This window comes from Vibrio sp. 10N.286.49.E11 (assembly GCF_041469505.1).
GTDB classification, from domain to species: Bacteria; Pseudomonadota; Gammaproteobacteria; order Enterobacterales; family Vibrionaceae; genus Vibrio; species Vibrio crassostreae_C.
In genome coordinates this window covers 973-25843 of record NZ_JBFRKQ010000064.1, presented here as the reverse complement: position 1 = coordinate 25843, position 24871 = coordinate 973, and the positions used below count along the sequence as shown (strand labels likewise).

Annotated in this window: 21 protein-coding genes; 4 read left to right on the top strand and 17 right to left on the bottom strand. The window is 45.2% G+C overall.

Translation table 11 applies throughout. The annotated features are described in order from the left end of the window. Window positions 1-2 precede the first annotated feature (2 nt). Together alr and AB4167_RS15365 are read right to left on the bottom strand one after the other, a co-directional pair. Window positions 3-1088, bottom strand: a complete 1086-nt coding sequence (gene alr / locus AB4167_RS15370; RefSeq protein ID WP_017059936.1) for an alanine racemase — start codon at window positions 1086-1088, stop codon at window positions 3-5. A 6-nt stretch (window positions 1089-1094) separates the two neighbouring features. Continuing rightward, entirely contained in the window at window positions 1095-2486 is a 1392-nt protein-coding gene (locus AB4167_RS15365; protein WP_372136724.1) for a replicative DNA helicase, read from the bottom strand. A 176-nt stretch (window positions 2487-2662) separates the two neighbouring features. Here AB4167_RS15365 and AB4167_RS15360 point away from each other — a divergent pair, with 176 nt between their 5' ends. Then, window positions 2663-3580 (top strand): DUF481 domain-containing protein, encoded by a 918-nt coding sequence (locus AB4167_RS15360; protein WP_372136723.1) that lies wholly within the window; start codon window positions 2663-2665, stop codon window positions 3578-3580. 180 nt (window positions 3581-3760) lie between these two features. Here AB4167_RS15360 and rplI read toward each other — a convergent pair whose 3' ends face one another. From rplI to rnr, 5 genes are all read right to left on the bottom strand, one after another. Further along, the gene (rplI, locus tag AB4167_RS15355) at window positions 3761-4213 is read right to left on the bottom strand and encodes a 50S ribosomal protein L9 (protein WP_010434182.1); all 453 of its coding nucleotides are present in this window, start codon (window positions 4211-4213) and stop codon (window positions 3761-3763) included. Between the two features lie 38 nt (window positions 4214-4251). Continuing rightward, on the bottom strand, window positions 4252-4479 hold the full coding sequence (rpsR, locus tag AB4167_RS15350) for a 30S ribosomal protein S18 (protein WP_000090472.1): 228 nt from the start codon (window positions 4477-4479) through the stop codon (window positions 4252-4254). Window positions 4480-4591: 112 nt separating this feature from the next. Next, on the bottom strand, window positions 4592-4981 hold the full coding sequence (gene rpsF, locus AB4167_RS15345; protein WP_004741278.1) for a 30S ribosomal protein S6: 390 nt from the start codon (window positions 4979-4981) through the stop codon (window positions 4592-4594). Window positions 4982-5258: 277 nt separating this feature from the next. After that, on the bottom strand, window positions 5259-5999 hold the full coding sequence (gene rlmB / locus AB4167_RS15340) for a 23S rRNA (guanosine(2251)-2'-O)-methyltransferase RlmB (protein WP_017063180.1): 741 nt from the start codon (window positions 5997-5999) through the stop codon (window positions 5259-5261). A 187-nt stretch (window positions 6000-6186) separates the two neighbouring features. Then, window positions 6187-8688 carry a ribonuclease R gene (rnr, locus tag AB4167_RS15335; RefSeq protein ID WP_017063179.1) on the bottom strand — a complete coding sequence of 834 codons (2502 nt, stop codon included), beginning with the start codon at window positions 8686-8688 and terminating at the stop codon, window positions 6187-6189. A gap of 247 nt (window positions 8689-8935) precedes the next feature. Between rnr and AB4167_RS15330 the strand changes: the two genes are divergently transcribed. Next, on the top strand, window positions 8936-10345 hold the full coding sequence (locus AB4167_RS15330; RefSeq protein WP_372136722.1) for an amidohydrolase: 1410 nt from the start codon (window positions 8936-8938) through the stop codon (window positions 10343-10345). 143 nt (window positions 10346-10488) lie between these two features. Here the strand turns inward: AB4167_RS15330 and motX are convergent, their stop codons facing one another. Together motX and AB4167_RS15320 are read right to left on the bottom strand one after the other, a co-directional pair. After that, window positions 10489-11124: a flagellar protein MotX gene (gene motX, locus AB4167_RS15325; RefSeq protein ID WP_102319808.1), complete on the bottom strand. Its 636-nt coding sequence runs from the start codon at window positions 11122-11124 to the stop codon at window positions 10489-10491. A 298-nt stretch (window positions 11125-11422) separates the two neighbouring features. Continuing rightward, a complete protein-coding gene (locus AB4167_RS15320; RefSeq protein WP_010434108.1) occupies window positions 11423-12739 on the bottom strand; it encodes an adenylosuccinate synthase in 1317 nt (438 codons plus the stop codon). A gap of 172 nt (window positions 12740-12911) precedes the next feature. Here AB4167_RS15320 and AB4167_RS15315 point away from each other — a divergent pair, with 172 nt between their 5' ends. Then, entirely contained in the window at window positions 12912-13100 is a 189-nt protein-coding gene (locus AB4167_RS15315; RefSeq protein WP_010434105.1) for a DUF2065 domain-containing protein, read from the top strand. Between the two features lie 189 nt (window positions 13101-13289). Here the strand turns inward: AB4167_RS15315 and hflC are convergent, their stop codons facing one another. The 8 genes from hflC to tsaE form a co-directional block, all read right to left on the bottom strand. Further along, window positions 13290-14267, bottom strand: a complete 978-nt coding sequence (gene hflC / locus AB4167_RS15310; protein WP_017059930.1) for a protease modulator HflC — start codon at window positions 14265-14267, stop codon at window positions 13290-13292. 2 nt (window positions 14268-14269) lie between these two features. Then, on the bottom strand, window positions 14270-15472 hold the full coding sequence (hflK, locus tag AB4167_RS15305) for an FtsH protease activity modulator HflK (protein WP_102398016.1): 1203 nt from the start codon (window positions 15470-15472) through the stop codon (window positions 14270-14272). Window positions 15473-15499: 27 nt separating this feature from the next. Beyond that, window positions 15500-16807 carry a ribosome rescue GTPase HflX gene (hflX, locus tag AB4167_RS15300; protein ID WP_017059928.1) on the bottom strand — a complete coding sequence of 436 codons (1308 nt, stop codon included), beginning with the start codon at window positions 16805-16807 and terminating at the stop codon, window positions 15500-15502. Window positions 16808-16851: 44 nt separating this feature from the next. Continuing rightward, on the bottom strand, window positions 16852-17115 hold the full coding sequence (hfq, locus tag AB4167_RS15295; protein WP_017059927.1) for an RNA chaperone Hfq: 264 nt from the start codon (window positions 17113-17115) through the stop codon (window positions 16852-16854). Between the two features lie 192 nt (window positions 17116-17307). Then, window positions 17308-18240, bottom strand: coding sequence for a tRNA (adenosine(37)-N6)-dimethylallyltransferase MiaA (gene miaA, locus AB4167_RS15290; protein ID WP_017059926.1), 933 nt, complete (start codon window positions 18238-18240; stop codon window positions 17308-17310). Between the two features lie 97 nt (window positions 18241-18337). After that, a complete protein-coding gene (gene mutL, locus AB4167_RS15285) occupies window positions 18338-20524 on the bottom strand; it encodes a DNA mismatch repair endonuclease MutL (protein ID WP_372136721.1) in 2187 nt (728 codons plus the stop codon). A gap of 102 nt (window positions 20525-20626) precedes the next feature. Next, window positions 20627-22342: an N-acetylmuramoyl-L-alanine amidase gene (locus AB4167_RS15280; RefSeq protein WP_372136720.1), complete on the bottom strand. Its 1716-nt coding sequence runs from the start codon at window positions 22340-22342 to the stop codon at window positions 20627-20629. Further along, window positions 22336-22800: a tRNA (adenosine(37)-N6)-threonylcarbamoyltransferase complex ATPase subunit type 1 TsaE gene (tsaE, locus tag AB4167_RS15275; protein ID WP_004735870.1), complete on the bottom strand. Its 465-nt coding sequence runs from the start codon at window positions 22798-22800 to the stop codon at window positions 22336-22338. The genes AB4167_RS15280 and tsaE overlap by 7 nt, the downstream gene beginning before the upstream one ends. A 240-nt stretch (window positions 22801-23040) precedes the next feature. Here tsaE and queG point away from each other — a divergent pair, with 240 nt between their 5' ends. Beyond that, the gene (gene queG / locus AB4167_RS15270; RefSeq protein WP_017059922.1) at window positions 23041-24219 is read left to right on the top strand and encodes a tRNA epoxyqueuosine(34) reductase QueG; all 1179 of its coding nucleotides are present in this window, start codon (window positions 23041-23043) and stop codon (window positions 24217-24219) included. Window positions 24220-24871: the final 652 nt, after the last annotated feature.

Sequence of the window (24871 nt, the reverse complement as noted above, 5' to 3'; positions counted from 1 at the left end):
ATCTATTTTACGTATTCCATTGCCACGCGAGACGTCAGTTTAGTCACGAGCTCGTAAGCGATAGTGCCGATATGTTCAGCCACTTCTTCTGAGGGTAAGTCTTTACCCCAAAGCGTCGCCTCGTCACTCACTTTATCCGTAGCATCAGGACCAAGGTCAACTGTTAGCATGTCCATGGACACACGCCCTGCGATTGGTACTTTTCGACCGTTAACGAACACTGGAGTGCCGTTAGGTGCAGTACGAGGATAACCATCACCATAACCAATCGCGATAACACCAACCTTGGTATCACGTTCGCTGGTCCAGTTTCCGCCATAACCCACACTTTCACCGGCTTTCACATCGCGAACCGCTATCAGGTGTGAGGTCAGGGTCATCACAGGCAAAAAGCCAAGCTCTTGCGCCGATTTATCAACAAACGGAGAGACACCATAAGAGATGATTCCGGGGCGAACCCAATCAAGATGACTGTCTGGCCAAGCGAGTAAACCCGCAGAGGCAGCAAGTGAACGCTCCCCTTCACAACCTTCAGTAAGCGACAAGAAAAGCTCTGTCTGTTCAACGGTGGTTGCTCTATCCAGTTCATCAGCACAACCGAAGTGGCTCATGTAACGTAGAGGTTTGGCAACATTCGCACATTGATGCAAACGCTCAACAAAGTTTTGGTATTGCTCAGGGCGAACACCTAATCGGTGCATACCACTGTCGACTTTTAGCCATACCACAACGGGTGTTTCCAAATCCGCATTCTCTAGCGCGCTTAATTGCTCTTCACAATGCACCACCGTTTGAATGTTATTGGTCACCAAGATTGGCAAATCGCCCGAAGAGTAAAATCCTTCCAGCAACAAAATAGGTTTAACAATGCCACCAGCACGAAGTTGTAACGCTTCTTCAATACGCGCCACACCAAAAGCATCAGAGCTTTTTGAATGCTTGGCTATATGCAGTAAGCCGTGTCCGTAGCCATTGGCTTTCACAACAGACATGACCTTGCACTGAGGAGCCTTCGACTTTATCTGGTTCAGGTTATGTTCGAGCGCGTTTAAGTCAATGCTCGCCGTCGCCGCTTTCATGTAAGTCATTAGCGATTACTCATCATCAAATGCAGGGCCTGCATAGTTATCAAATCGGGAGTGTTGGCCTTGGAACGTAAGACGAACAGAACCGATCGGACCGTTACGTTGCTTACCAAGGATGATCTCAGCAATGCCTTTCAAGGAACTATCTGGGTTATAAACCTCATCACGATAGATGAACATGATCAAATCGGCATCTTGCTCAATCGAACCTGATTCACGCAAATCCGAGTTTACTGGGCGCTTATCAGCACGTTGCTCTAGGGAACGGTTAAGCTGAGAAAGTGCCACAACCGGAACGTTGAGCTCTTTTGCTAACGCTTTCAATGAGCGAGAAATCTCGGCGATTTCAAGAGTACGGTTATCAGATAACGAAGGTACACGCATTAATTGAAGGTAATCTATCATGATCATAGAGATACCATCGTGTTCACGAGCGATACGTCGAGCACGAGAACGCACTTCTGTTGGCGTTAGACCCGAGCTGTCATCGATATACATATTCTTCTTATCCATCAGAATACCCATACTCGACGAGATACGAGCCCAATCTTCATCATCTAGCTGACCAGTACGAATCTTGGTTTGGTCTACGCGAGAAAGTGACGCAAGCATACGCATCATCAGCTGTTCGGCTGGCATCTCTAGCGAGAAGATTAAAACCGGTTTGTCTTGCTTCATCGCCGCGTTTTCACACAAGTTCATCGCAAATGTGGTTTTACCCATCGATGGACGAGCAGCAACAATAATTAAGTCAGAGCCTTGTAGACCTGCTGTTTTCTTGTTGAGGTCGTTGAAGCCAGTATCGACACCTGTCACACCATCTTGCGGCGTTTTGTATAGGATCTCGATACGTTCTAGCGTCTTCTCTAGAATGCTATCAACGTTTTGTGGACCTTCGGTTTCACTTGCACGGCCTTCGGCAATCGCGAAGACTTTACTTTCAGCAAGATCAACCAGCTCTTCCGATGTACGACCTTGAGGGTCATAACCAGAATCAGCAATCTCATTCGCGACACCAATCAGGCTACGAACAAGTGCACGTTGCGCTACGATATCCGCATACGCATTGATGTTTGCGGCACTTGGTGTGTTTTTCGCTAAGTCAGCAAGGTAAGCAAAGCCACCCACTTCTTCAAGTTGCTCACGCAGCTCTAAATGTTCAGAGAGTGTAATAAGATCCAGAGGAGAACTTTCTTCAAGGATATCCTTTACCGCTTCAAAGATCAGACGGTGAGGACGGCTATAAAAGTCTTTGGCCACAACCTTTTCGGCAACTGTATCCCAGCGTTCGTTATCTAATAACAAACCGCCAATAACAGATTGCTCAGCTTCTAATGAATGTGGCGGGACCTTGATGGCGTCCACCTGATCGTTGGCTGATTTCTGACTTTTGGTATCCACTATGACTACACTCAATAACTAATAATGATCGTTCATTATACCCAAGAACATCCGTTTGTAATCCGATCCTATGAGTTTGTTTTATTCTTCAGGAAGAATTTACCTATTGCTGACGGAATTAACCAAGGGTAGCATTACGATCCTGCCATTCACTCACTGTATAACTAGAGGTATGCGTGTCCAAATTATTGGCTCTGAGCACTGGTCTTCTGAGCTCTAGTCTTCTAAGCATCGGTCTCCTGATCACTCCGTTGGCCTTAGCTGATGATACTAAAGCCTCTGTTGATGCTAATACCTCTGTTGATGCAATCCTCGACTCTATAGTAGTTTCAGAACCTACTTCTGAGCCGATCGTCGTTGCACCGACACCTGAAGAAAAAGAGTTGGATATCGCACCGAGTGATACAAGTGATACAGAACTACCGAGCCCGCTAAAAACGGAAGTCGAATTTGGATATCAGTCGCATACTGGTAACTCTGATTCACGAGCGCTTAACGCACGCCTTAACGGTGAGTACACGGCTGGCCGTCATAGAACCAGTGGTGAATGGAAATACTACAACCTCTACAAAGATGGCGAAGAAGATAAAAGGCAATCGACTTACTCAGCTCAGAGTGACTACAAGTTAAGCCCTAAAACCTACCTTTACGGCAGTTTCAAAGGAGTCGACTCGAGATACAGTGCTTACTTTAAGGACTACACAATTTCGAGTGGTCTGGGTTACCAGTTTTCGAATACCGAAGAGTTTGTGTTGGAAGTCGAAGTGGGACCAGGTTTTCGTTACCAAGAACCGAACCTTGATGAGATTGATGATGATGACATCATCTTCCCAGAGATTGTTGAAGAGGCAATTTTCCGTGGCAACGTGAATACGTCATGGCAGGTGTTGAAGAATTTGCAGCTCAAGGCAGACGTGACGCTTGTCTCTGGTCACAGTAACCTAAAGTTTGATACTGAGTTAGAAGCCATCAACGATATTACTGATAATATCGCGCTGAAGATCGCTCACTCTCGCCAGTACCACGATAAAGTGCCTGAAGGCTTAAGCAAACAAGACTCTGTTCTATCGATCAACTTGCTCTTCCAGTTCTAATCTTAGGCCACCTCTAACCTTGAGAACAACTTGTTCAGCAATAACAGCTTATGGATCACCGTAAGCTTTTTACCTACTGTAGCCCTTCCTTGTACTTTCCTATATTCCAGACATAAAAAAACACCAGCCGAAGCTGGTGTTTAAAACTTTCAAAAGAAAGAATTCGTCTTGGTACTGAAATTACTCAGCTGCAACGATAGCGATTTTCGCAGTAGCAAAAACTTCAGAGTGAAGTTGGATGCTTACTTCGAATTCGCCGATGTTACGTAGAGCGCCTTCAGGTAGGCGTACTTCGCTCTTAGCTACTGCAACACCTGCCGCTGTAATAGCGTCAGCGATGTCACGAGTACCGATAGAACCGAATAGTTTACCTTCGTCACCAGCTTTAGAAGCGATTGTAACGCCTTCTAGAGTGTTAACGCTCTCTGCACGAGCTTCAGCAGCAGCTAGTTGCTCAGCAACTTTAGCTTCTAGTTCAGCACGACGAGTTTCGAACATAGCAACGTTGTCTTTAGTTGCCATAACTGCTTTACCCTGTGGGATAAGGAAGTTACGAGCGTAACCAGATTTAACGTTTACTTGGTCGCCAAGGCCACCTAGGTTACCGATCTTATCAAGTAGAATAACTTGCATTATCTTAGTCCTCTTAAACTATTATTAACTATTACCGATTACTGATGCTTGTCAGTGTACGGTAGTAGAGCTAGGTAACGAGAACGCTTGATAGCGCGAGCTAGTTGACGCTGGTACTTAGCGCTTGTACCAGTGATACGGCTAGGTACGATTTTACCAGCTTCAGTGATGTAGTTTTTAAGAGTTGCTACGTCTTTGTAGTCAATCTCTTGTACGCCTTCTGCAGTGAAACGGCAGAATTTACGACGACGGAAGAAACGAGCCATGGGCTATCTCCTGATCTTAAATTTAGTAAAGCGGTCTTTCACAATTATCGAAATAACTATCAATGACCTAAAACAAGTTGAGAATTTTTTAAGGCGTTAAGCCAAAAAAGAATTACTCAGCAGCTGCTTCTGGTTTAGCTTCTGTACGCTCTTCGCGACGAGGAGCACGCTCTGCACGCTCTTCTTTTTGCTTAAGCATAATAGATTGCTCAGTCACAGCGCCTTTAGTGCGCATGATCATGTTACGTAGAACTGCATCGTTGAAACGGAAAGCAGTTTCTAGCTCGTCAATCACTTCTTGACCAGCTTCAACGTTCATAAGAACGTAGTGAGCTTTGTGAAGCTTGTTGATTGGGTAAGCCATTTGACGACGACCCCAGTCTTCTAGACGGTGGATAGTACCGCCAGCTTCAGTGATAGAACCAGTGTAACGCTCGATCATGCCAGCAACTTGCTCGCTTTGATCAGGGTGAACCATGAATACGATTTCGTAATGACGCATTTGGTTGCTCCTTACGGATTATTAGCTTCCACGAGTGGCCCGGTCGTCCAGAGGAAGCAAGGAACTAAAGATAAATGACCGAGTTTTAAGGACGGCAAATGTTATAGAAAGAACCCGGTATTGGCAAGCGCTATTTGGTGAATAATGAAACAGTTTTTCTGTCGCCATCTAGCCATCCGACAAACCGATGGATTTTGCTATAACAGCCTAAAAAGAAACGCCCACCAGCAAGTGGTGAGCGCTAATAAATTCATAGACTTAAAGCAGCGTTAACGCATTACTGAGCTAAACGCTGTCTTACCGCTTCGAACAGGCAAATACCCGACGCCACAGAAACATTTAAGCTCGATACGCTACCTGCCATTGGAATCTTAATCAGATCATCGCAAGTTTCACGAGTTAAACGACGCATACCGTCACCTTCTGCACCCATAACTACCGCAAGAGGACCCGTTAGCTTCGCTTGATAGATATCATGCGTTGCTTCACCTGCCGTACCCACAAACCATACGCCCTGCTCTTGCAGTGCACGCATTGTGCGAGCTAGGTTGGTTACGCGCACGAGAGGAACCGTTTCAGCTGCGCCACATGCAACCTTGCTTACCGTTGCTGTTAACGGCGAAGAGCGATCTTTAGGTACGATAACAGCAGCGACACCTGCGGCATCCGCGTTACGTAGACAAGCGCCTAGGTTATGAGGGTCTGTTACGCCGTCTAGAACTAACAGCAAAGGCTGTTCGTGCTGCGCTAGGATATCGTCTAGGTGAGTTTCATTAAGCTGCTTAGCAGGCTTCACCTTAGCAATAAGACCTTGGTGATTCGCACCTTGTGCTTTTTCATCCAACGGCTTACGACCCATCTGTTGAATCGACACACCAAACTGTTGCAGTTGGTTCAGTAATGGAAGAAGACGCTCGTCTTGGCGACCTTTCAATACATACGCTTCGATAAAACGTGCAGGATCTTTTTCTAGTACGGCTTTCACCGCGTGAATACCGTAAATAAATTCGTTACTCATTGTCTCAACTTACTCTTATTGCTCAGAGATGAATGACATCAATGCCGATGTGTCCACCTCTGTGTTGTTCATTTCGAGAGTATGCGTCTTGTGCCTGATACTCTCGCATTAAAGTCATTTCACACTAAATCAGTAGGCGCTAAACCTGATTAGCAGAGCGCCTTATTAGCCTTAAGATTTATCAGTTTTAAGAGTTATCAGCCTTTGGCTTACGGCTTGCTGCACGCTTTTTCTTAGCGCGAGCTTTAGCAGCACCGGTTTTATTCGCTGGCTTTTTCTTCTTAGCAGGGCCTTCGCTGCTTCCGTCAGGTCGCTTAGTTGGCTCAACCATAGGCTTCGCTGATACACCTGGTTTATTACTCTTCACTGCTGAGCGCTTCTTGCTTTTCGCCTTTTTCATCGCTTCTGCTGCACGCTTCTTGGCTGTTTTGCCTTTGCCACGCGGCTGACGATCAGTGTCTTCTAAGTCAAAGTCGATTTGGCGAGTTTCTAAATTAACCGCAGAAACCTTCACTTTAACCGAATCACCCAAGCGGTAGATATTACCTGAGCTTTCACCCACTAGACGCTGACCAACAGCATCAAATTGGTAGTAATCATTCGCTAGCGCTGAGATGTGTACCAAGCCATCAATGTGCAGTTCAGTTAGACGAACAAAGAAGCCAAAACCAGTCACGTTGGCAATCACACCATCCATCACCTCACCGACATGGTCTTGCATGTATTCACACTTCAACCAGTCGTTTACTTCACGCGTTGCGTCATCAGCACGACGTTCAGTCATTGAACACTGCTCGCCGTAGAAGTCCATATCATCGAAAGTGTAGTGGTAACCACCAGTTGGCGTCCAACGTTCGCTGTTACGACCTTCTTCTTTCGCAATAAGGTACTTAATCGCACGGTGCAATAGCAAATCTGGGTAACGACGAATTGGCGAGGTAAAGTGAGCATAGCGTTTAAGAGCTAAACCAAAGTGACCCGCGTTATCCGCGTTGTATACCGCTTGCTTCATTGAGCGTAGCAGCATGGTTTGGATTAATTCACGATCTTCACGTTCATTAATCTGTTGCATCAGTTGTGCATAGTCTACTGGTGATGGCGACAGACCACCTTCCAGTGTTAAACCTAATTCACTTAAAAAGCTCTTGAAGCCCATTAAGCGCTCTTCGCCCGGAGTTTCGTGAACACGGTACAGAGCAGGCTCTTTCGCTTTCTCTACGTAAGATGCCGATGCGATGTTCGCCAGAATCATACACTCTTCGATGATCTTGTGTGCATCGTTACGAATTACCGGTTCAATACGGTCGATCTTACGATCCGCATTGAAGATAAACTTAGTTTCTACCGTTTCAAATTCAATCGCACCACGTTCGTCACGCGTTTTCTTAAGCACCTTATACATCTTATGAAGCTCTTCAAGATGTGGTACTTCAGGTTCGTAACGCTCACGTAATTCTTCATTGCCATCTAAGATCGCGCCTACTTTGTTATAAGTAAGACGAGCATGAGAATTCATTACCGCTTCGTAGTGCTTGTAGCCTGACAGTTTACCTTTGTCTGAGATAGTCATCTCACACACCATACATAAACGGTCTACCTGAGGGTTCAATGAACACAAACCATTTGAAAGCACTTCTGGCAGCATTGGCACGACTTGTGACGGGAAGTATACCGAGTTACCACGGTTAATCGCTTCTTTGTCTAGCGCTGTATCTGGGCGAACGTAGTAACTTACGTCAGCAATCGCTACCCATAGACGCCAGCCGCCGCCTTTCTTCGCTTCACAGTAAACCGCATCATCGAAGTCACGCGCATCTTCACCATCAATGGTAACCAATGGCAGTTTACGCAGGTCTACACGTCCTTCTTTTGCTTCTTCAGGAACATGCTCACCTAGGTTTTCGATTTGCTTATCTACCGCTTCAGGCCACTCTTGTGGGATCTGGTGAGTACGGATCGCAATCTGCGTTTCCATACCCGGCGCCATGTTTTCACCAAGAACTTCGGTTACTTTCCCCATCATGTTACGAGAACGACCACCGCGATCCGTAATTTCAATCACAACCACATTACCCATTCGAGCACCGCCTTTATGCTCAGTAGGGATCTGGATGTCGTGACTAATACGCGAATCATCAGCAACAACGTAAGAATGGCCGTACTCTAGGAAGAAGCGACCAACAAGTGGCGTTTTACGCTCTTCAAGCACACGAACCAAGCGACCTTCACGACGGCCACGCTTACTGTTGTCAGTAGGCTGAACCAATACGTAATCACCGTGCATGATGGTTTTCATCTGATGATGCGGCAGCACGATATCATTGTCTTTACCCACACTGCCGTCTGGGCGAACCCAACCATGACCGTCTTTATGACCAATCACATAGCCTTTGATCAGTTCCATCTTCTCAGGCAATGCGTAGCACTGACGACGAGTAAAGATAAGCTGTCCATCACGCTCCATTGCACGTAAACGACGACGCAGCCCTTCATATTGTTCCTCTCCAGCAAGACCCAAAGCTTCGAATAGATCGTTGCGGTTCATCGGAATATTCGCGTCTGTTAAAAACGAAATAATGAACTCTCGGCTTGGTACTGGGTTATCGTAATTTTTCGACTCTCGGTCGGCAAAAGGATCAACAGTGGTTGTCGCTGTCGTGTTTTCTGACGTTGGTGTGTTTTTTGACATAGGCGGGCCTGCTTAAGCAAGGAAGGTATATACCCCTAGTATATCTGATGCTAGGGGTAAGCTACAGATATGCTTTAGAAAACACTCAAATAACCTCAGATTGATACATATCTTCACTTTGTGAAACATCGCTTCATAGACGTGGATTATCATCAAAATTCCAAGCAAACGATAAAACAAACGTTTGCGCCATGAATGAAATACACTATTATCCACGCACTTTACCAACTCCTGTTCTGGGTATGATATGAAACTAAAACGCACTTTATTGGCTTCAGCTATGGCGAGCCTAGCGCTGTTCCCATTCGCAAGTTCGGCAATGGAAAAGGCTGACCTGATGATTACCGATGCGATGGTTCTAACCATGAACCAAGACAAAACGGTTTATGAAAGCGGTACTGTTGTCGTCAAAGACAACAAAATCATTGCGGTTGGAGATCCTTCACTAGAAAAGCAGTACCAAGCTAAGCAAGTGTTAGACGTTGATGGCGATATCGTTATGCCGGGTCTCATCAATACTCATACTCATGTATCAATGACAGTTTTCCGTTCGTTAGCCGATGATGTGCCAGATCGCCTGCACCGTTACATCTTTCCGCTAGAGAAGAAGCTAGTATCGCGAGACATGGTACGCATTGGTGCCAACCTAGGTAACGTTGAAATGGTGAAAGGCGGTGTGACCACTTACGCCGACATGTACTACTTCGAAGATGAAGTCGCAAAAACCGTCGATAAGATCGGTATGCGTGCCATCCTAGGTGAAACGGTGATTAAGTTCCCTGTAGCCGATGCGGCCAACGCCGAAGAAGGCATTAAGTACGCGTTGAACTTCATTGAAGAATACAAAGATCACCCGCGAATCACACCAGCGTTTGCACCGCATGCGCCTTACACCAACACCACAGAGATCCTGCAGAAAATATCTAAGCTCTCCCTAGAGTTAGATGTTCCAGTAATGATTCACCTTGCAGAATCACACCGTGAAGAAGAGAAAATCGCAGAGCGTTCTGATGGATTGTCCCCGGTTCAATACATGGACAGCATTGGCGCACTCAACAAGAACTTGGTGGGTGCACACATGATCCTCGTTGACGAACATGATATCGAACTGGTGAAGAAATCGGATATGGGTGTAGCTCATAACATGAGTGCTAACATCAAGTCAGCAAAAGGTGTATCACCTGCCCTTAAGATGTATGACGAGAACGTGCGTATCGGTTTAGGTACTGATGGCCCAATGTCTGGTAACACACTGAGCACCATTGATGAGTTCAACCAAGTCGCTAAAGTTCACAAGCTAGTTAACAAAGATCGTGCTGCGATGCCGCCGATCAAAGTGATCGACATGGCGACCATGGGCGCAGCAAAAGCGCTGCACATGGAAGATAAGATCGGCTCTCTTGAAGCAGGCAAACTGGCTGACATCATAGTGATCGATACTAAGGCGCCAAACATGGTTCCAGTCTACAACCCATACTCAGCACTGGTGTACTCAGCTAACTCAGGCAATGTTCGTCACTCCATCGTTGATGGCAAGATCATCATGCAAGATCGCGACATGCTAACGGTAGACGAAGATAAGATTCGTCAAGAAGCACTCGATTTCACCAAGGCTGTTCGTGAAACGGTGATTGAGTCTGGTGAGGTGGTTCAATAACGCTACCGAATTAGATAAACGGTTTTCCGTTCAGATCAAAAAAGGCCTCGCTGATGAATCTCAGCGAGGCCTTTTTAATACGAGTTTTTTAGATGATTAACGAGTGCAGTCATTAATCATCATTGCTCATTCAATAATCTGTCTTACCAGAACAAGTCTCGACGCTTTGCTCGAGCAATAATATTGTCTGGCATTCTCTGTTCCAGACCGCTACGAAGCACAGTGATACGTCTGTGTTGTCTTTGGTCTGCGGTTACCGAATTATACAACCAACGGTAAGCATCTTCATAATCCAATGGGCTACCGTAGTCACGTAACAAGAGTTCCGCTAAGTGAATGCTCGCACTTAAGTTACCCATCGAGGCTGCTTCACGTAGATACGGAATCGCACGCTCTTTGTCTTGTTGTACCAAAGTACCACGAGAGTAATAACGACCTAACTGCTCTAATGCAGCGGGTAAACCTTGATGTGCCGCGTTCTCCATATAGTAAAGGCCAAGCTCTACATCTTGTGGAACACACACACCCCAAGCCAACATATCACCGTATAAAAACTCATAAGAAGGCAAGCTAATACGCGTTGCGCGAGCAACGATATCTTCAACTAACTGGCACTTATCAGCTTTCACTCGCTCTAGATGTTGATTATTTTCGATTAAATTAATCAGTTCAGCTTCTGTATATATTGGAACGGGCTCTCCCACATCAGCCAAATTAGCATGACTCAAGGGTGAACTCAGCGCCATTATTAATGAAGCTGCCACAATTCGTAGCTTCATACCTGCACTCTATTATCTGTCGCTAAAGTTATCTATTGAGGAATGCAGAGGATTTCTACACGCACAAAACAGGGTGAACTTCACTTTCCATGATATCTGTATCGGCAATAACCCCGACGGCTTTAGACAAAACTTGCCGCTAATGGGCAATATTTTGCCTGATGACGCTTAAAAGATCACCATCAAAGAGTGAACGGCTAAATTGCAGGTATTAAAAAGCCGACTTAATAAAGTCGGCTTTTAGAAAACTATTTTATTATCAAAGCACTGTTCGTGCCTGGTAATCACTCAGCAGGCATTATGCGCCGTATGGGTGAACCTTGATGATAGTTTCGTTACGATCTGGGCCAGTTGATACGATATCAATTGGAACGCCAGTTAGGTCTTCGATACGCTTGATGTAATCTAGAGCAGCTTGTGGAAGCGCGTCGATAGATTTAGCACCAAATGTGTTTTCAGACCAACCAGGCATTGTTTCGTAGATTGGCGTCGCTTCTTCGAATGACTCAGCAGCCATTGGAGAAACTTCTAGGATAGAACCATCTTTCATCTTGTAACCAGTACAGATTTTTAGTTCTTCTAGGCCATCTAGAACGTCTAGTTTAGTTAGACACATACCAGATAGAGAGTTGATTTGGATTGCACGACGCATAGCAACAGCATCGAACCAACCAGTACGACGTAGACGACCCGTTGTTGCGCCAAACTCGTGACCAACATCGCCTAGGTGTTTACCAACTGGGTCTTGCTTCTCAAGGCCATCGTATAGCTCAGTTGGGAATGGACCTGAACCAACACGAGTACAGTAAGCCTTAGTGATACCAAGGATGTAACCGATATGACGAGGACCGAAACCAGAACCTGCAGCAACACCACCAGCAGTCGTGTTAGAAGACGTTACGTATGGGTAAGTACCGTGGTCGATATCTAGTAGCGTACCTTGAGCACCTTCGAACATGATCTTGTCGCCGCGCTTACGTGCTGCGTCTAGTTCGTCAGTTACGTCGATAACCATCGCAGTTAACATGTCTGCGTAGCTCATCGCTTGCTCAAGAACTTCTTCGTAGCTTACTGTTTCAGCTTTGTAGAAGTGCTCTAGTTGGAAGTTGTGGAATTCCATAACTTCTTTTAGCTTCTCAGCGAATGCTTCTTTATCGAAAAGGTCGCCAACGCGTAGACCGCGACGAGCAACTTTATCTTCGTAAGCAGGACCGATACCACGACCCGTTGTACCGATAGCTTTAGCGCCACGAGCGATTTCACGCGCGTTGTCGATAGCAATGTGGTACGGAAGAATTAGAGGACAAGCTTCAGAGATGAAAAGACGCTCACGTACTGGAATACCGCGATCTTCAAGAGGCTTCATTTCTTTTAGAAGTGCGTCAGGCGATAATACTACACCGTTACCAATAACACATTTAACGTTATTGCGTAGGATACCTGATGGAATTAAGTGAAGAACGGTTTTTTCACCGTCAATTACAAGTGTGTGACCTGCATTGTGACCGCCTTGGTAGCGAACCACGTATTTTGCATCTTCAGTTAAAAGGTCAACGATTTTACCTTTACCTTCATCACCCCATTGGGTGCCTAGAACGACTACGTTATTTCCCATCTTTCCAATTTCTGTTGCTAATTAAAAATGGATTCTAGCACTGAATCACACTTCTTGCAGTCACTTTTTGTTCATAAACGTTAACGCTGTACAAAAATAAACCAGCCATAACTGGGGGCAGATGTGTAAAGATACTGATATCATTGCTTTTTTACAGACAAAAGGCAGAACCATGTCTCAATCAATTTGGCTCGCTATTGGGCTCGTACTTATTGTGGAAGGGCTCGGCCCCTTGATTGCACCCAATGGCTGGAGAAACATGGTCGCGCAACTGAGCGAGCAACCAGACACGCAACTGCGCCGCATTGGAGGCTGTCTTGTGGTCGCTGGAGCGGTTATCGCTTTCATGACCTACCGTTAGTTTCTATAAGTACTAATCTGTTTATAAGTACCACTCTGTTAAGCGCCTTCCCTCGCGCCCCAATAGCGAATCCGCAAACATGTCTCGTCCTGAAATAGGTCATAGAAAACAAAAAGGCTCCCATAATAGGAGCCTTTTGAGTTTTAACGTATTTTGCTTATTGAGCTAAGCATTCGCTAACGCATCAGCTTATTTTGCTGGAGCGCCGCTTGCTTGATTCATGTATTGGAAGAAGTCAGTCTTCGGATCCAGTACTAGAATGTCGCTCTTATCGCTAAATGATGTCTCATAAGCTTGCAATGAACGCATGAAGCCGTAGAACTCAGGATCTTTGCTGAACGCATCAGAGTAGATCTTCGCTGCTTCTGCATCCGCATCACCACGAGTGATTCGAGCTGTACGGTCAGCTTCAGCAAGAACTGTTGCCACTTCTAGCTCAGCTTGAGCACGGATAACTTCCGCTTTCTCACGACCTTGAGAACGGTGTCTACGAGCAACCGATTCACGTTCTGCACGCATACGGCGGTAGATAGATTCACTGATTTCGTCAGGAAGGTTAATCTTCTTCATACGAAAATCAACAACTTCAACACCTAAATCAGCCATCGCACTTTCTGCCGTTCCAGACAAAACGTTTTCCATGATCTTATCGCGTTCGCCATCAACTTCTAGTGCTTCTGCAGCCGCTACCGTTGTGACGACTTCGCTATCAGCAGAGTCTGGCAGGATGTCCTTGTTACGAGGGCCTGACACGATCTGCTTAATTTCACGAGAACCAATTTCAGAACGAAGAACATCTGTCACTTTACGCTCAAGAAGTGCTTCTGCCGTCATGATATTACCGCCACCGGTACTCAGATAGAAACGTCCAAAATCAGCAATACGCCATTTTGCGTAAGTATCAATTAGAACGTCTTTTTTCTCTGATGTTACGAAACGGTCAGAACGGCCATCCATCGTTTGAATACGAGCATCAAGTACTTTTACGCGATCAAACATCGGTAGTTTAAAGTGCAGACCTGGTTCATAGATTCGTGATACGCCGTTGTCATCGAGAACTCGACCAAAACGAATTACCATGCCACGCTCACCTTCTTGAATCACAAACACTGACATCAATAGAAGGGCAATCGTCACAACTAATACAGGGATCATTAATTTACGCATTATTAGTATCTCCCTTGGCGTGAACTGTCTGAACGAGTTTGAGTGCTAGGCTTTGGATCCGCTTGAGTTTCTAACTCAATTTGATCGTAAGTTGATGATGCTTTTGCAGGGCGAGAGCCCGACTGAGAACCACCTTGTGCGCCTAGCTTATCAATTGGTAGGTATAGCAAGTTACCGCTTGATTCAGAATCAATCAGGACTTTCGATGTGCTTGAGTACACTTTTTCCATTGTATCTAGGTACATACGGTTACGTGTTACTTCAGGAGCAGCTTGGTATTCAGGTAGCAGTTTCTCGAATTGAGCAACTTGACCTAGAGCACCATTAACTGTGCGCTCTGAGTAACCCACCGCTTCTTTCTTCAAACGCTCAGCACGACCTGTTGCTTTTGGAAGAATGTCATTTCGGTAAGCTTCAGCTTCACGTTCAAAACGCTCTTCATCCTCACGAGCCGCGATAGCATCATCAAATGCATCTTTCACTTGCTCAGGTGGACGTGCTGACTGGAAGTTCACGTCAACAATCAGAATACCCATGTCGTAGCTATCAATAATACGGTTCAACGTTTCTTGAGTGCTTTGACGAATCTGCTGACGACCACTTGTCAGGATACTATCCATTAGTGAGTCACCAATTACCGCACGAAGCGCGGAATCGGTTGCTTGACGTAAACTGTCGTCTGCATTCGTTACACGATACAAGTACTTGTATGGGTCAGAAACACGGTATTGAACACCCATTTCAACGGTCACAACGTTTTCATCTTTCGTTAGCATCGTGCCAGCAGCACGTAGAGAACGAATCGCTTGAACGTTTACTAGTTGCTCATCACTGATTTCATCGATGAAGCGTGGGTGCCAGTTAAGACCAGGTTCTTCGATACGGTCGAACTGACCCAGTCGAAGTACTACTGCTCTTTCTGCTTCGCCAACGGTGTAGAAACCAGCGAAGAACCAGATAGCAATAGCAATAACGGCAATGACACCAAAGCCAATTGCACCGCCACCACCAATAGATGGTCCGTTGCCGTTGCTACCTTTTTTACCAAACTTGCCACCTAACTTTTGACTTAGTTTATTAAACACTTCGTCTAGATCTGGCGGTCCTTGATCTCGGCCGCCGCGATTATTTTTATTACCCCAAGGGTCATTATCGCGGCCGTTATTATCGCCGTTGTTGTTATTTCCAGGCTCATTCCACGCCATTAGAAAGCTCCATCATTTGATATGACGTTATACTGTAGCAGTCTCTTTGGTAACGATAAAGTCACCTAAGAGCGCCCCTTCTCTTTTTTCAAGTTTAGACCAATCTATTTGTTGCATTCGGATATCTATCAACAAGTTACCATTTTCATCATACTCTTCCTGTTGAATACATTTCATCTCGAAGAATAAGCTGCGAATACGGCCCTGATGTTGATGTGGAATACACAACCGGAATTGAACCATCTGGCTAGCTAAACGCTCAGTTAAAGCTTCAAACAGTAGCTCAATACCTTCTCCTTCCATTGCAGAAACCCAAACAGCGCGAGGTGCGCCCTCTTCGTCTCTTTCAATTCGAGGTTTTTGGTCTTCCATGCAGTCAATTTTGTTCATGACTACAAGGGTTGGCACTTCATGAGCATCGATTTCTTCTAATACTTCATGAACAGCCTGAATGTTCTCACGAAAACGGTCATCACTGGCATCAACAACATGTAACAAAATGTCAGCTTCCTGCGTCTCTTGTAATGTTGCCTTGAACGCAGCGACCAAGTCGTGTGGTAGATGACGGATAAAACCTACGGTATCTGCGAGAATTGCAGGCCCGACATCTGCCAAATCAATCTTACGTAGTGTTGGGTCTAGGGTTGCAAACAGTTGGTCTGCCGCATAAACACCAGCACTTGTGATGCGATTGAAAAGTGTTGATTTCCCTGCGTTGGTATAACCAACCAAAGAAATTGTTGGGATTTCAGCTCGATTACGAGCACGTCGTCCTTGTTCACGCTGCTTAGCAACTTTCGCTAAACGACGTAGTATTGCCTTTATACGGTCACGCAACAAACGTCGATCGGTTTCCAGTTGAGTTTCACCTGGACCACGAAGACCAATACCACCTTTCTGCCTTTCAAGGTGAGTCCAACCACGAATCAATCGGGTAGAGATATGACGAAGCTGAGCGAGCTCAACTTGTAGCTTACCTTCATGAGTTCGCGCACGTTGTGCAAAAATATCTAAGATCAAACCCGTGCGATCAATCACACGACATTTACACAATTGCTCGAGGTTGCGCTCTTGGGCAGGAGAGAGGGAGTGGTTAAAAATCACAATTTCAGCACCGGTCAGCTGAACAGCTTGTGCGATTTCTAGGGCTTTACCTTCTCCAACGTAGTATTTAGGGAGTGGGGATTGTCGGCTACCAGTAATCACTTGTAGCGTTTCTACCCCCGCTGAGGAGACCAGCATTTCACATTCGCTTAGATCTTCCCATTCTCCCTCTTGCGTGAAGTTGATATGAACAAGTACGGCTCGCTCGCCGGATTCATAACGGTCAAACAAGCAACCAACTCCTTATTACAGCGCAAGCTGTACAAATTGAACGATTAATCTTCAGTCTTCTCTGGACGATCAGATGGCGTGCGTTGCTCGCCGCTGTGGTGACTAACTGCGCGAGCAGGTACCACAGTAGAAATCGCATGCTTGTAAACCATTTGGTTTACTGTGTTCTTCAATAAGATCACGAATTGATCGAAAGACTCGATCTGACCTTGCAGCTTAATGCCGTTAACAAGATAGATAGAGACTGGAATGCGCTCACGACGGAGTGCATTTAGGAATGGGTCTTGTAGCGATTGCCCCTTAGCCATTTTATTTTCCTTATTTGTATTTTGTTGTAATTATTTAGCTAGTGGTGCACAAAAAGGTGCGGCCTTTGCATCTGAGCTAAATGAATAAAAAAACTCCGTTGTTATTGAAAGGCTGTGATTTTTAAAAGCCTCAATAACGGATCCTTTCCAGAGTATATTCACGCAAAAGCGATCACATTATACACAGCAATACTAATCAGATGCTATTGCATCTGAAAGAGTTTCTAACGCTTGATCAATGTTTTCGCTATCTAACCAAGTTAAATCATCCCAACTGCGCAACCAGGTGATTTGTCGCTTGGCCAACTGACGGGTTGCACAGACACCACGGAAAACCGCTTCGTCTAAATCACAATTACCGTCTAAATAATCCCACATCTGCCTATAACCAACGCATCGGATCGATGGCAGTTCAGGGTGAAGATCTTCTCTGGCGTACAACGCCTTCATTTCATCTTCAAACCCAGCTTCTATCATCTTCTCGAAACGCAGCTCAATGCGGCGATGGAGTTCAGTCCTTTCCTTGGGAGCTATTGCAAATTGTTTTACACGAAATGGCAGGCTATCGCCTTTCGTTTGAGTTAGCTCTGTTAATGTTTTACCCGAAATTCGGTAAACTTCCAATGCCCTTGAAAGCCTTTGTGGATCATTTGGGTGTATTCTTTCAGCGGATACGGGATCTATCTCTCTTAATTGATCGTGCAATGCCTGCCAACCTTGTTCGATAGATTCCGCTTCAATCTGCTTACGAATCTCTTGATCCGCGGCTGGTAATGGCGATAAACCTTCCAACAATGCTTTGTAGTACAGCATTGTGCCACCAACAAGTAACGGGATTTTGCCTTCCGCTACAATCTTATTCATTTCATTGATCGCATCACGACGAAAATCTGCCGCAGAATACGCTTCGCTTGGATCCAAAATATCAATCAAGCGATGAGGCGCGAGCTCAAGCTCTTCCGCATCCGGTTTAGCGGTACCAATATCCATGTCTTTGTAGATCAATGCCGAATCGACGCTGATGATCTCTACAGGGTATTTCTGACGTAAGCGGATAGCTAAATCTGTTTTTCCTGACGCCGTTGGGCCCATTAAAAACAACGCTAAAGGTAATTTTTCAGTCATGATATTTTGTATTTGCTTCTCTGTTTTAGCGCTTTTTAGCAAAGGGCTTTGTGTCGCGACGTATTCAGCTAAAAAGACAAAGGTCGTCGCGAAAAAATTAAACCGTAAACGCGGCTATAGTCGCTGAAAAGTCGATAGGATTAACAAACTCTGGATCATCTAATGGAAGTAGACCATGCCAAAGTTGTTCTAGTTCCCCAACTAGTTGAACCGCTTCAGATAAAGTGTAGTCGCTTTTTACTTGTGCGGTTTGAATCCCGATCCAGTTAACCAAAGCTGACAACATGTCATTAGGTTGCTTCACTGCACCCTGGGCATTTATTGAAGCCGCGTAAGATAACAGATCTGGGATCAAAATTTGTAAGTTTTGCTGCCTTAAAGGAGAAGGCACGCCCATCACCATTACCGCCTCGCTGTTTCGCGCCTTAAGCTCAATCCCCAGTAATGCCAGAGTTTGACTCAGCGCCTTAGCAACTTCGACAAGTTCACTACCCAGCTTAATCGATAAAGGCACCAATAGTGGTTGGCTTTTTAACGCACCACCTCGAGTATCAAGCTGACCAACAACACGCAATAACTCAGCCTTAGCCAAGGAAACCAGCACACTGCCGTTCTTATTGCCCATTACCAGATACTGACGTTCCACAATCGAGACCGCTTTGCCCAAGTCCGTTACAGGTGCTCTTGGCTTTAAATGAACAGGATTCTGTTGAGCTGGCTTAGCTTCTTTATTTTCTTTATTTTCTAAGTTGTCTCTGGTTTCTACTGGTGCCACATGCTCTTGAGAAAGTGAAGGCTGTACAACTTGCTCATCAAAATCTGGCGTTTTCAGAAGCTCTTTATAGGCTTTCACTTCTCGCTTAGATGGCGCGGGTTCACCATGATGTTGGTGTGGCTCTTTCTCTTTTTTAGGTTCAGGTCGAGACTCTATCCACTCTTGGCGAGAGGAACCGGTAAAACTGCTGTCACTAGTAGCCGAGCTTCGGCCAGCAGATGAACTTGAGCTGGTTGATGGAGCATAGTGTCGCCCACCATCATTAACGCTGTGTTGAGGCTTATCAAAAGCGTGCTCTGATTCTGCTTTTCTCGGGTAGGCAGGCGTTTGCTCAATAGCGTGTCGCACCCTATCCGAAACTTGGGTTTGATCCGAACTGCTAGGCATTACGCTTTCTGGCTCAGCGAAACTTGCAACACCATCAACTGCAGAGCTCGTACTATCTTGCTGATGATGAATCACTTCTGACTGATGAAAAGCCGACTGATTGATTGGTGCAGCATCGATCTGCTTGCTCTGCGCTAAACCATCGCTCAATGCTTGGTAAATAAAGTCATGCACAAGGCGCGCTTGATGAAAACGCACTTCATGTTTTGCAGGGTGGACATTCACGTCCACCTGATGTGGGTCGAGTTCAATGAACAACACATACGTCGCGAATTGGTCTGGACGCAGGCTGGTTTCGTAGCTTTGACGAATCGCATGATTGATCAGCTTGTCACGCATCATACGACCATTCACATAGCAGTATTGCAGGTCGCTTTGTTGTCTTGCTCCTTCTGGCGTGGTGATCCAGCCATGAAGTTTTAGGCCTTGATGCTCAAGTTCGATCTTAAGCATATGGCGAACAAAAGGATTGCCACATACCGCAGCGATGCGCTTTTCTGCTTGAACTTGTGTCTTGGCAGCGCGGTACTGACGAATCATCTTGCCGTTATGACGAAGGTTGATCGTCACATCAAAGCGACTTAATGCAATACGCTTGAGCAACTCATCAATATGGGTGAATTCAGTCTTCTCGGTGCGTAAGAATTTGCGGCGTGCTGGCGTATTAAAGAACAGGTCCAACACCTCAACCGAAGTGCCAATAGGATGCGCCGCAGGCTGCAGTTTCACCTGCATATCACGGCCTTCACTGTGTGCTGCCCAAGCTTGATCTTGAGTGGCAGGGCGTGACGTCATGGTTAAGCGCGCAACCGAGCTAATACTCGCCAGCGCTTCACCACGGAAACCGAGGCTGACGATCGCCTCTAGGTCATCAAGAGTGTGGATTTTGGAGGTAGCATGACGACTCAGTGCCAAGGCAAGCTCATCTTTTACGATGCCTTTACCATTGTCACGAACGCGGATCATCTTGGCGCCACCTTTCTCGATATCAATATCGATACGTGTCGCACCAGAATCCAAACTGTTCTCAACCAACTCTTTTACAACAGAAGCGGGTCTTTCTACCACCTCACCCGCTGCGATTTGGTTAGCTAACCGAGCTGGCAGTATTTTGATCGTCATATTTATAGCTACCTTACTGCCATTGATGGAAACGCTGCTACGTTTGCACTAGTTCTTATTTTTTATCATTGATATACCTGAAGCTGTTTAGCATTCCCAAGACTACTTGTGAGGAATAATCAACACTTGGCCGATAGCTAGACTGTCAGATCTTAGCTTATTCGCTTGGCGAATGCTGTTGACGCTCACGCCGTATTTCGAAGCTATCTTGCCAAGGTAATCACCTCTTGCAACTTTGTGTTTGCGCAGAGGAACATCTTTAACTTCAACCGTAATACGTAACTTTTGGCCTACTCTCACCGTCTCTGATTTCAAACGGTTCTCACGTTTAATATCAGCCACCGACACTTTATAGCGGCTGGCGATCTTACCTAGGTACTCTCCAGACTTAACCGTGTGAGTGATGGTCTTCGTTTTAACCGCACTGCTTGATGATGAAGTTGAAGCACTGCCTGGAATCTTAAGTACTTGGCCAATTGCTAGGCTGCTCGATTTCAGATTGTTGAACGTCATCAACGTCTGTGTCGACGTACCATACTTGCTCGCAATCACAGACAAAGACTCACCACGAGAGACTTTATGTTGGCTCACGCTGCCCGTTGATGACGTTGCGTTAGACAAGATAATCCCTTCAGGCGGGTTAGCCTTCAAATACTTAACCACCGCTTTAGTCACTGCTCGTGCCAATTTATCTTGGTGCGAACGTTGGAAAAGAAGCTTCTCTTCCGTCGGATTCGAAATAAAACCTGTCTCTACAAGTACTGATGGGATCTGTGGTGAACGTAATACTGCTAAGCTGGTGTTAATCGGCTTGCTATTGTGCAGTTTCGCAACCTTACCCATTTCAGACAGAATTGCCGTTGCCAGTTTGTATCCCTCTTTTTGAGAGTGGCTAAACTGCAAATCAAGCAGGGTTTGGTTTACGTTCTTATCATCAATATTGCTTGTGAACGCTGCACCGCTACCACCAAGCAATTCAGACTGTTTCTCTTTATTCTCAATCCAACGAGAGATCTCTGTATTTGCGCGTCGAGTGTTCAATACAAACACTGAACCACCTCTTGGTTGAGGCGTCGTAAAGGCGTCGGCGTGAATAGAGATCAACAGGTGAGCTTCATTCTCTCGAGCAATCGCAACACGTCGATTCAGGTTCACAAAGTAATCAGCATTACGAGTCATACGAGTTTTGATCCCCGGGACCGCATTCAGTTGAGCTGCTAACTTCTTAGAAATACTCAGAGTCGCGTCTTTTTCGTATTTACGCGTAGGACCAATCGAACCTGGGTCTTCACCACCGTGGCCAGGATCAATCACAATTAGAATATCTTTCTGGCGCTTAACCTGATTAATGTTCTTACTTACCGTTGGCTTACTCGGTGTCGATGTCGCTTTACTTGCCGCACCATGAGGTAAGTCGATCACCAAACGGTGTCCATACTGACCACCTGGGGTCGGGCTCAGTTTGAATAATTCGGCTTTAGACGACTGCTTTAACTCAAAAACCAAGCGATAGGTGTTTTTGTCTGGCGGTGAGCTCTTACGAATCTTAGATAGAACAGGGCTGTCTTTCACCTCGACCGGTAACTTAGTCGCAAGACTGGTATTTTTTAAATCAACCACTAAGCGACTCGGGCTACTCAGGGTGAAATAGCTAAAGTCCGCTTCTGATTTTAAGTCGATAACCACACGAGTTCCTTCTGGAGAAGGCCAAATCCTTAAACTTTTCAGTGAGTTTGCAGAAACAAGTGAAGAAAACAGTATAGAAAAAACAGCAGCCATCATGGCCACTGTTGAAATAAGGCGTTTAGAAATCAACATAACTCCAACTGACTAAGTAAGCGCTGTCCGTATTCACTATTAGCGGTTAAAGAAACAATACGGTGATCGTCTTGGTAACGAATATCAATATCCAAATCGGCTTCTGGTAGCATCCCATAACCTTTCTCAGGCCATTCAACCAAACAGATAGCATCCGGAGTAAAGTAGTCACGAATTCCCATAAACTCTAACTCTTCAGGATCGGCTAGGCGATAAAGGTCAAAGTGGTACACCTGCCAATCTGCAAGTTGATAAGGTTCAACTAGAGTATACGTTGGGCTTTTTACATTTCCTTGATGGCCAAGTGCTTTTACAAAGCCACGACTGAAAGTCGTTTTACCTGCGCCAAGATCACCATGCAGATAAATAGTCGTCTGCTGTGAGCAAAGATTAGAAAGCTCCGTTCCTAATTGAATCGTTGCTTGTTCATCTTTCAAAGTAAATTGTTTCGTGCTCATGAATACGTTCTCTAAAAATCGATCGTTGACTATATAAAAATCAAAAGAACAAGAATAGTAAACCGTGATGCTTTTGGGAGACAAGCACTCAAGTGTAAGTTCTATGAAAAATACTGCTCAAAACGCGTCTGTTCTGGTCAACACCACTAAGATCCGTTAAGATCCGCCCCCATTTTTGCCGAACCTAATTTTAATTAGCCTTATCTCTAATTGTAAAACAGAGAAAATAAGAAATAAGCCATGAATCTAGACCATCTTGCTGAAAAAATTAAAATCTGGGGAAAAGAGCTGGGCTTTCAAAAAGTTGGCATCTGCGATGTTGATTTAAGTGAACACGAAGCCCCTCTTCAAGCATGGCTAGATGCTGGCAACCACGGCGAAATGGATTGGATGGCTCGACATGGGATGATGCGTGCACGTCCTGATGAACTTCACCCAGGCACAATTCGAGTGATCAGCGCTCGAATGAACTACCTACCACCAGAAGCTCAGTTCGCCTCTAACCTAAGCGATACCACTCAAGGCTACATCAGCCGCTATTCTTTAGGCCGCGACTATCACAAATTGTTCCGTAACCAGTTGAAAAAGCTAGGACAAAGAATTGAAAAAGAGGTCGAGGGTTTAGACTCACGCCCTTTCGTCGATTCAGCGCCCATTTTGGAAAGACCACTCGCTCAAAAAGCAGGGTTGGGCTGGACAGGTAAACACTCATTAATTCTTGATAAAGACGCTGGCTCTTGGTTCTTTCTAGGGGAGCTGTTAGTTAACATCCCTCTTCCCACGGATGAACCCAGTGTTGATGAGTGCGGCAAATGCACCGCATGTATCACTTCTTGCCCAACGGGTGCCATTATTGCTGATGGCGTGGTTGATGCGCGCAAATGTATTTCGTACTTAACCATTGAATATGATGGTGTGATCCCTGAAGAGTATAGAGATGCCATTGGTAACCGTATCTACGGTTGCGATGATTGTCAGTTAGTTTGCCCGTGGAATCGTCATGCCGAACTCACAGAGCAAACAGACTTTCACCGCAGAGAAGATTTCCAAGAAGCCGATCTGGTTTCACTTTCAAGTTGGGACGAAGCAACCTTCCTAAAGAAAATGGAAGGCTCAGCAATCAGACGTATCGGCCACACCCAGTGGTTACGCAATATCTTTGTTGCGATGGGCAATGCACCATTTCAACAACGCATTATTGAAACCCTGGAGTCTCATCAAGGCAAAAACGAAATGCTTGATGTGCATATTGAGTGGGCTTTGAATAAACAACTACAGCAGTTACCCAACGCTAGCAGTGTGCAAGAAGATAGCTCTACGCAGAAAAATAGCTGTGTGCAAAAAAGTAACAGCAAAATCTCCACCAAAAAGCACAGACTGATACGTATAGTAGAGAAAGGACTACCAAGAGACGCCTAGCCCTTTTGGTATCAACGATTGACAGCGACACCCACATCGATAGTCCAATATTTAAGACAACTCGTTGCACATAATTTTAGAACAATGTTTGACCTTGTTCTCAATTCTAACAATGTGGAAAAAATTCAGAACTCTCGTAAACTTCCGACACCCGAGCAAAGTTAAACACAGTACCGATAAATGATTAAGATCAAAAAACAACAAGTTAACGATCTTTTATTAAATCCAAAATAGGCATCCAACTTGATAAAAAACAACAAGTTACGATCGCTGCAATTCATCTAATATATTGAAAACAAGAAAGATCTTTTAGGGATAGGTAAAGAATTAAGCCTGAAACAACTTTATCAACCAAGTTATCCACACCTAACATTTTGTGGATAAGTCTGTTTATAGATGTGAAAAACCTCAAGTATCTGCTTCAGAGACCTGATGTTTACTAGCATTCCAGTTGCTAAGAAAAATTTAAGACAAAAAAATATCCACCATGATGGAGGATTATTTGCTTTTTGGGGGGATTATGCTTCGCAGCATTAAAGAAAGAGCGTGACCCTTAAGGTCGTCTTTAAACTCTGTGATCTAAAGAAAAACACGGTGGTTTAAAGAGTCTTAATAGCTTTTTAGAAGAAAGCTGGAGCGATACATCGGGTTC

What these genes read in the sequence shown, in the direction of transcription:
- alr (WP_017059936.1), bottom strand. Translation starts at nt 1,088, where the DNA reads ATGACTTACATGAAAGCGGCGACGGCGAGCATTGACTTAAACGCGCTC.
- rplI (WP_010434182.1), bottom strand. Translation starts at nt 4,213, where the DNA reads ATGCAAGTTATTCTACTTGATAAGATCGGTAACCTAGGTGGCCTTGGC.
- rpsR (WP_000090472.1), bottom strand. Translation starts at nt 4,479, where the DNA reads ATGGCTCGTTTCTTCCGTCGTCGTAAATTCTGCCGTTTCACTGCAGAA.
- rpsF (WP_004741278.1), bottom strand. Translation starts at nt 4,981, where the DNA reads ATGCGTCATTACGAAATCGTATTCATGGTTCACCCTGATCAAAGCGAG.
- rlmB (WP_017063180.1), bottom strand. Translation starts at nt 5,999, where the DNA reads ATGAGTAACGAATTTATTTACGGTATTCACGCGGTGAAAGCCGTACTA.
- rnr (WP_017063179.1), bottom strand. Translation starts at nt 8,688, where the DNA reads ATGTCAAAAAACACACCAACGTCAGAAAACACGACAGCGACAACCACT.
- AB4167_RS15330 (WP_372136722.1), top strand. Translation starts at nt 8,936, where the DNA reads ATGAAACTAAAACGCACTTTATTGGCTTCAGCTATGGCGAGCCTAGCG.
- motX (WP_102319808.1), bottom strand. Translation starts at nt 11,124, where the DNA reads ATGAAGCTACGAATTGTGGCAGCTTCATTAATAATGGCGCTGAGTTCA.
- AB4167_RS15320 (WP_010434108.1), bottom strand. Translation starts at nt 12,739, where the DNA reads ATGGGAAATAACGTAGTCGTTCTAGGCACCCAATGGGGTGATGAAGGT.
- AB4167_RS15315 (WP_010434105.1), top strand. Translation starts at nt 12,912, where the DNA reads ATGTCTCAATCAATTTGGCTCGCTATTGGGCTCGTACTTATTGTGGAA.
- hflC (WP_017059930.1), bottom strand. Translation starts at nt 14,267, where the DNA reads ATGCGTAAATTAATGATCCCTGTATTAGTTGTGACGATTGCCCTTCTA.
- hflK (WP_102398016.1), bottom strand. Translation starts at nt 15,472, where the DNA reads ATGGCGTGGAATGAGCCTGGAAATAACAACAACGGCGATAATAACGGC.
- hfq (WP_017059927.1), bottom strand. Translation starts at nt 17,115, where the DNA reads ATGGCTAAGGGGCAATCGCTACAAGACCCATTCCTAAATGCACTCCGT.
- miaA (WP_017059926.1), bottom strand. Translation starts at nt 18,240, where the DNA reads ATGACTGAAAAATTACCTTTAGCGTTGTTTTTAATGGGCCCAACGGCG.
- mutL (WP_372136721.1), bottom strand. Translation starts at nt 20,524, where the DNA reads ATGACGATCAAAATACTGCCAGCTCGGTTAGCTAACCAAATCGCAGCG.
- AB4167_RS15280 (WP_372136720.1), bottom strand. Translation starts at nt 22,342, where the DNA reads ATGTTGATTTCTAAACGCCTTATTTCAACAGTGGCCATGATGGCTGCT.
- tsaE (WP_004735870.1), bottom strand. Translation starts at nt 22,800, where the DNA reads ATGAGCACGAAACAATTTACTTTGAAAGATGAACAAGCAACGATTCAA.
- queG (WP_017059922.1), top strand. Translation starts at nt 23,041, where the DNA reads ATGAATCTAGACCATCTTGCTGAAAAAATTAAAATCTGGGGAAAAGAG.